This window comes from Streptomyces sp. NPDC048106, assembly GCF_040706415.1.
In the GTDB taxonomy this organism is placed as follows: Bacteria; Actinomycetota; Actinomycetes; order Streptomycetales; family Streptomycetaceae; genus Streptomyces.
In genome coordinates this window covers 1-6,743 of record NZ_JBEZND010000095.1, presented here as the reverse complement: position 1 = coordinate 6,743, position 6,743 = coordinate 1, and the positions used below count along the sequence as shown (strand labels likewise).

The following is a 6,743-nucleotide window of genomic DNA, read 5'->3' as shown; positions in this document are numbered from 1 at the left end:
AACGGGGCTATCCAGGAGGGCTCCGACGCCGTGATCACACCAGACACAGCGAGATCATCTCACCCGTGACCAGCAGTTACGGGACAGCCCTTAGAGCCGTACTCTGCCTGCCCTCGACTGTTCACGTCTTGCCGGGCCAAGGTGAGGCGGGCCACCGGAATCGGGGGACTGGCACGCTCCTCCCAGCGTACGGTCGCCCGGTCGAGCGGCATGGCAGCGGGATCGGTTCTCAACTGAACGAGCAGATCGAAGGCGGCCTGTCCGTATGCCAGTCGGTGGGCGAGATCGTCGGCAAGGTAACGCGGATTCTCATCAGCGGGGGTGGCGGCCGGATCACCGCGAGCACAGCCGGCCGGCACCAGCTTGTACTTGACGAATCGGTCGAGGCCGAATGTGTAGGGCAGAACGCTCCAGTAGGTGGCGGTCAGCGCACTGTCCTCCACCTTCGCCATCGCATCGAGGATCTGACGGGTCACTGGGTGGCCCTGCAGATAGGACTCCCGGTCGCCGGACAGCCCGCTCCGGATGAACTCGCACATGTCCCGGGACGTGTCCGCGAAGAAGACGTCGTGATTTTGGAGAAGCAGATCCTGGGTGTCGGCGTCGCTGTCGCTTTCCAACAGCTTCTGCCCGGGTACGCCGAACAGCTTGATGCCCATGCCGAGGGTGCTACGCAAATCCCGGCGGCTGGGCACGATGTCGCTGGAGAACCGCACCCACGCGGTCAAGCCCTCCGGCCGCTGTCGAGCAGTCTTGAGGAAGCCGACCCGCAGTTCCTCCGGCAGATCCGGGCGGACGGTGAGCGCGCCATGTGCCACGCCGTGTTGCTTGAGGAACACCGGGCGCTCGACTGGAGACTGTCCGCGGACGATCCGGTCGCCCTGGAACCGGTCGACGAACATCGCCGTGAGCGCCCTGGTGGGATCCGCCGCACAGTCAGGCAGCGCCTGGTCGCCGGCGTGGGAGGGATCGGGCGTCGAGGAAGTGGATATGGGGGTCATGGTGCGACCTCTCACGAGGGAGGACAACGGACCGGGTGCGTTCAGGGCGCTGATTGCTCCTTACCTACACGTGCCGCCGAGCCGCGCTGCCCGATAAGTGGATCAAGAAAGTACAAGCATCCATCGGCGGAAGCCACAACCGCGCGACGACCGCCGATCGCGGTAACGCCCGATGTGACCGCCCCGCCGGTCTGTAGCAGGCTCTGAAGTCGACCAGCCGCCGAAAAGAAGCGTACGGATCCGTCGCCACAGCCCACGGCAATGGTCCCGTCGGTCAGTTGGGCGATCGCCCCACGGGCCGCGCGGGACCCGACGGGAGCTACCCAGTCGACACGGCCGCTTCGGCGTTCCAGCGCGAAGACGTGTCCGTCCCCGGCGACGTACAGCCGGTCATCGGCCACCGCCGGCACGGCATAGAGACAGCCTCCGAGTCTGCGCCGCCATCGGATGCCGCCGTCGGCCAAGGCGAGTGCTGTCAGCCAGCCGTGGAAATCAGCGCAATAGCAGCTGTCGGTGTCGTCGACGACCAGGTCGGCTTTGACCGGGGCACCGAGCATGACACGCCATAACGGTTCCTGCTGTTCACCGGTCGTACCGAAGGCGGTGACTGTTCCAGAGTTGTCTGCGGCAACCGCGGTGGAGGCGACCACAGCCGGGCGCGAATGGGCGTACCCGGCAAGAGGGCGGCGCCAGGCGATCCTGCCATCGCGGGTGCGCACAGACAGCACCGCACCTTCGTGCGGCAGCCGGGTGGCGGGAACCAGAACGTGGCCCCTCCCGTCGTCGACCAGGCCCGCACCGACACGGTCCGCGCAAGGCGTCATCCAGCGCAGCCGGCCGGTGTCGCAGTCGACACAGCGCACCACCCCGTCGTCGCTCCCGATGATGAGGCCGTCCGCGGTGATGACCGGAGTGCAGTGCGTGGGAGAAGGATCTCGAGGATCGCCCAGAGGGGTTCGCCATCGCTCCGCTCCCGACAGGTCCACAGCCAGCAATTGTCCTTGATTGGAGCCGAGGACTATCAGTCCGCGAGCGTGTACTGGACGTGAGAAGGGCACATCATCAGGGATGTTGACTCCGTTGACTCGCCATGTCACCGGTGGCGCGCTGACGTTTTCGGGTGCGCACGCGATTCCCAGATCACTCAGTGTGAACAGGTATCGGCGTGGTATTTCGTCGTGGGCGGACGAGTCCCGTGCGTGGTTGTCGAACCTGACCAGGGTGACGACGACGATCGGCCGCAGTCCGTACTGCGTGGCGGTCTCGATGATCCAGCCCGCCGTCGCTCCGCTGCTTTCCAAGTCGTCGACGATAGCCACATCAGACCCGGCAGGCGGGATGGGGCCTTCCAACTGCCGTCGCCTGCCATAGGCCTTTCGCTGATCGCGTAGGACGAGCCCGTCCATGGGATGTGCGCGCCGCGCCGACTCAAGTACCAGCGCTCCCACGAGTGGGGCACCCGACAGGCCGGTACCGACGACCGCTTGGGGAGCGAAGGGAGCGATCAACTCGTAGAGCAGCCTGCTCACGGCGGGCATGACGTCGGCCGCCATTTCAATCTCTCGGCAGTCGAGAATCCAGCCGAAGCGCCGGTTGTTGGCGCGCCATCCTTCGCCAGGGAAGAAGGCGCGGTCGAGCAGGGCCTCGCGTACCTTCCGCACATTGTGTGCGACATCCCGGGCGCGTGTATCAGGGGACGCCTGGGCCTGGCGCGATCTCAAGCGTCGTTTCGCCTTCGATATGCTTGTCTTCCTCATGGAAGAGATCCTCGAGTGCTTCGCGAAAACCGCGCTCGAACTCGTCCAAGGGCTGGCCGCCCACGTCCGGTCCTATCGCGGGTCCTTGAAATTGGTCGAAATCATCGCGCTTGGACCTGGCCGCAGCGACACCGTTGAAGTACGCCTCCAGGAACGGCTGATCCAGGGGAGCCGGAGCTTCGGGCATGCCGGTTTGGTGGTTCCATCCGAAAAAGAATCCTTCGGCGAACCAGTCGGCGATGGTCGTGGGCGTCTGATCCGGGTCACCAACGACGATGACCTCGGGAAGCGTGATAGTTCCGTCGTCCTGCTCGGGCATAGCCGGCGCCTTTCCTGCGTAGTGCTCAGAACGTGACCGAGGCCAAGTCGGCGGGCGCTGGCAGGCGCCCGCCATTCGGCCTCCTATTCAGGCAGCTTCTCGCGAAGCTCGCCTCCTCCTCCTCCGCCGCCGCCGTCTCCGCCGCCTCCGCCGTCTCCTCCGCCGCCGTCTCCGCCGCCGCCTCCCTCTCCGCCGCCGCCGTCTCCGCCGCCGCCTCCCTCTCCGCCGCCGCCGTCTCCGCCGCCGCCTCCCTCTCCGCCGCCGCCGTCTGTGCCTCCGCCGCCGTCTGTGCCGCCTCCGCCGTCTGCGCCGCCGCCTCCGCCGTCTCCTCCGCCTCCGCCGTCTGTGCCGCCGCCGCCGTCTGTGCCGCCTCCGCCGTCTGCGCCTCCGCCTCCGCCGTCTGCGCCGCCTCCGCCGTCTGCGCCGCCGCCAGGGCTACCCTCCGCTGCTGCCTGAACCGCTGCCACGACCTGGTCGACCTGCGATTGAAGGTCGTTCACTTCCGAGGTCAACTCGCCTCCCTTTGCCTTGGCGTCAGCCACTGCGGCCTCAACCTCAGCAGCCAAAGCATCCGCCTCGGCCGGTGTAATGTTTGTACCGGGTGGGCCTTGGTCCGGAGCGGAAGGTCCGAGGAGACTGGAAATCCCCCGGGAAATGAGTCCCACTATTCCTGCCGCGCCGGCGATGGCTACCCCTACCGGCCCGAGCCCCACTCCCACCAGGGTCAGGCCAACAAGACCCGCAAGAGCGGCTGTTTCATCCAGCGCGTTCGTTGTTGCCTTCAGCGCGACCTCAGCGGATTGGGCGTCATGTACATCGCCGATGAGCTGGACCGCTCGTTCGACTCTGTCAACTACGCTGCTAGATCGGTTGATAACAGTCGCCGAGCGATTGCCGAGCGAATTTGCGCCCTGGACCAATTTGTCATGGAGGTCGCCGAGGGCAGTTTGTACTTCTGGCAGTGACTGGCCTTGCCCGATCGCACCGACCACCTTACCTGCCGCAACTCCGATTTGAGATGCATTTGCGTCACCGGCGGCCTGAGCAGCGCTGAGGATTTTGGCCGTGGCGTCATTTGCTGAAGCCAGTGAAGACTGAAGTGTGCCTCCACCGTCGGGGCCTCCATCGATGGAAACCTGGAAAATAGTCGCACTCATGGCAATGTCTCCTGGTTTTGAACAGACTGATGCCTGGATGTGCCTGACGTTCCACCAACTGGTGAATCGTTGAAGGTTAATTAGTTGATGTCGTGCGGGTGGACCGCAGCCGGGTTCATGACGGCGCAACACCACTCTTGGGAGAGGAGGCTTGATTGGACATGTGTCTCACGCTCTATCAACTCTCGCCCCCAGTATTGCCCAACCGAGCCGCAATTGCCACCGCAACGGTCTGGGAGCCGAGCGCCTTTGGTTCAGCGACGACGAGCTGACGTGCTGACGGACCGACTTGGTCATCCGGTGCAGCAGATTCGGACCCACATTGAGTCTCCGCAACTCAGGGGATAGCCTGTTGCTCGACGCGTGCTCGGGTGGTGGCGAGTCGGTAGGGGTCGGTTCCGGTCTCGATGACGTGCCGCCGAAGGTGAGGCAGCCGGAGAAGTGGGCCGTTCCAGGGCACGAACGCGGCGACGATTCCGGCTGGCTCGCGTACGGCCATGGACCACTCATCAGCTCGACGGACATCCGGATGCTGAAGTCAGCCCAAGTGCGGGTGCCTCCGGTCCGGTGACCATGATCTCGGTGAAGTTCTCGGCCTGCTGCTCCATGAGGTCGGCGGCCTTCTTAAGGATGCCGCGGCGCCGGGAGGCGGCGGTGCCCGCCCATCCGGCGAAGGCGGCGTGGGCGGCCTCGACCGCCAGGGTCACGTCCTCGGGTCCGGCGGCCGGGGGCGGTCAGGTGGACCTCGCCGGTGACCGGGTTGATGTCGCCGGTGGTACGTCCGGACCGGGCGGGGATCCCCTTGCCGCCGATGAGCAGGCCGCGGTTCGGGCAGGTGGAGTTGGACATGGTGGACTCCTTGCACGGAGAGGGGAGTCCCGCTGGGACAACTGGCGGCGCCGCGGCGCGGGGCGACAGCACGGGGGTGCCGGCGGTGTGCCGGTCCATCCGGTGGTGCCTCCACTGAGAGGTGCCCAGCGGTGCGTACAGGCGCAGCCCCGGCCGGTCTGTCAGCAGGCCACCCCAGGGGTTCGGACGGGATGGAGGGGTTCGGAATACGCGCTGTGACGGTGGTGCCGCGGTCTTTCGGGGGTGGACTTCCAGGGTTCCGCCGAAGGCGGCCACGCGGTCGCGGAGGCCGATGGGGCCGGAGCCCGCCGATGCCGACGGGACCCCGCCGATGCCGTCGTCCGTCACCACGATCTCCATCTCACGGTCCATGGAGACCGTGACGCGGATCCGCCGCGCTGCGGTGTGCTTGACCGCGTTGGTGACCGATTCGGCCCCCAGGAAGTAAGCGTTCGACTCCATCGCGGCCGGCAGCCGCCTCGCCGACTCCCCGAGGACGTCGGTGGGCACGGGGCACCTGGAGGTCAGCTCCCGTACCGCCGCCAGCAGGCCCTTGGCCGTCAGGGTGGGCGGGTATATCCCGGCGGCCAGAGCGGGCAGGTCGTCGATCGCGCTCTGCGCCTACGCGATGGAGACGTCCAGCAGCTCGCCTCCGGCGGGGCCGAGTCGAGCAGCTGGCGGGCGAGGCGCAGGGTGATCAGGAGGCTGACGAGCCGTTGCTGGGCGCTGTGGTGGAGGCCCCGCGCGGTCTGCCGGTGGGCGGCGTCGACGCCCTCGATGATGCGCCGCTGCCCGGCCTGGAATTCGGCCGCCTTGACCTGTGCGATGACGCGTTCTCGGGTCGCCTCCTCATAGCGCGGCGTTCGGTGAGAGATGATCACCGGGGGCCGTACCCGTTGCCTGACCGGCCCGACCAGCAAGATCAGGGTCTGGGCCCGAGCACCAGTTCTGGAGTTGAATCAGCTGATGGACATGTCCTCCCGAGAGATCCGCATGCCCCTCAACGAGGTCGTCGCAATACTGCATGACCTGAACGAGTTCGTCGTTTCCCTCGACCGACTCGGATCCCGCCAGGCATCCGGAACCGCCGACGAGTACACCGTCGGCACATTCATCGCCGACTGGGATGTCGCCCGGCGATTGGCCCGCGCCCGACGCGTCATCAGCATCGCGTTGGATGCGCAACTGAGCGAGGAAGACAACGCTGAGATCGACGCGTTGTGCGACCAAGGCTGCTTCTACGGCACGGACAGCGCCACCAGCCCCTCCACTGACCAAGCCAGCTGAGACAGCAAGGCAGTCCAACCGGGCCTGCGCCAAGCTCAGGCGGCCGTTCGGGCCGCCCCGGACGATGTGAGCGTCCGCATCGTCCTGCCCGTCGTCCTCTCAGCCGCACCCTGGACAGATCTCGAAGTTTGCCCGCTCCTCCAACGTTCGCTGGAAGCGGCATGGGCACCGCGATGCGGTCCTTCGCGGCTTGATTCACGGGACTGGTGGGCACCTCGTCAGAAACCATGGCCGCCGTCGTCCGGCTCCCCGGAGTGATCCACAATGAGCGGCCTAGCTGTTCTGTCCGGGGAGGTTGTGGACGGGTGAGCCAGGTCTCGGCTGAGGGATCTTGAACAGGTGAGGGCCCTTCCGGTTCGGTGTGGATTGCGAC

6 protein-coding genes and 1 pseudogene are annotated in these 6,743 nt (G+C 66.4%); 2 read left to right on the top strand and 5 right to left on the bottom strand.

The window, feature by feature from the left end:
* Positions 1 to 59: 59 nt before the first annotated feature.
* Genes AB0927_RS40755 through AB0927_RS40745 form a run of 3 tightly spaced genes read right to left on the bottom strand, consistent with a single transcriptional unit; the run spans position 60 to position 3,077 of the window.
* On the bottom strand, positions 60 to 1,001 hold the full coding sequence (locus tag AB0927_RS40755) for a hypothetical protein (RefSeq protein WP_366672926.1): 942 nt from the start codon (positions 999 to 1,001) through the stop codon (positions 60 to 62).
* A 41-nt stretch (positions 1,002 to 1,042) separates the two neighbouring features.
* Positions 1,043 to 2,662 (bottom strand): PQQ-binding-like beta-propeller repeat protein, encoded by a 1,620-nt coding sequence (locus AB0927_RS40750; RefSeq protein ID WP_366672925.1) that lies wholly within the window; start codon positions 2,660 to 2,662, stop codon positions 1,043 to 1,045.
* Positions 2,663 to 2,690: 28 nt separating this feature from the next.
* Positions 2,691 to 3,077, bottom strand: a complete 387-nt coding sequence (locus tag AB0927_RS40745) for a hypothetical protein (RefSeq protein ID WP_366672924.1) — start codon at positions 3,075 to 3,077, stop codon at positions 2,691 to 2,693.
* Positions 3,078 to 3,109: 32 nt separating this feature from the next.
* Between AB0927_RS40745 and AB0927_RS40740 the strand changes: the two genes are divergently transcribed.
* Positions 3,110 to 4,042: a hypothetical protein gene (locus AB0927_RS40740; RefSeq protein ID WP_366672923.1), complete on the top strand. Its 933-nt coding sequence runs from the start codon at positions 3,110 to 3,112 to the stop codon at positions 4,040 to 4,042.
* A gap of 701 nt (positions 4,043 to 4,743) precedes the next feature.
* On the opposite strand, the pseudogene AB0927_RS40735 reads toward AB0927_RS40740, so the two are convergent.
* Positions 4,744 to 4,950, bottom strand: a pseudogene (locus AB0927_RS40735) (aldehyde dehydrogenase family protein); the annotation flags it as partial.
* Between the two features lie 693 nt (positions 4,951 to 5,643).
* Positions 5,644 to 5,964 (bottom strand): hypothetical protein, encoded by a 321-nt coding sequence (locus AB0927_RS40730; protein WP_366672922.1) that lies wholly within the window; start codon positions 5,962 to 5,964, stop codon positions 5,644 to 5,646.
* Between the two features lie 85 nt (positions 5,965 to 6,049).
* Here AB0927_RS40730 and AB0927_RS40725 point away from each other — a divergent pair, with 85 nt between their 5' ends.
* Positions 6,050 to 6,370, top strand: coding sequence for a hypothetical protein (locus AB0927_RS40725; protein WP_366672921.1), 321 nt, complete (start codon positions 6,050 to 6,052; stop codon positions 6,368 to 6,370).
* The last annotated feature ends 373 nt before the right edge of the window (positions 6,371 to 6,743 follow it).

What these genes read in the sequence shown, in the direction of transcription:
- AB0927_RS40755 (WP_366672926.1), bottom strand. Translation starts at nt 1,001, where the DNA reads ATGACCCCCATATCCACTTCCTCGACGCCCGATCCCTCCCACGCCGGC.
- AB0927_RS40745 (WP_366672924.1), bottom strand. Translation starts at nt 3,077, where the DNA reads ATGCCCGAGCAGGACGACGGAACTATCACGCTTCCCGAGGTCATCGTC.
- AB0927_RS40725 (WP_366672921.1), top strand. Translation starts at nt 6,050, where the DNA reads ATGGACATGTCCTCCCGAGAGATCCGCATGCCCCTCAACGAGGTCGTC.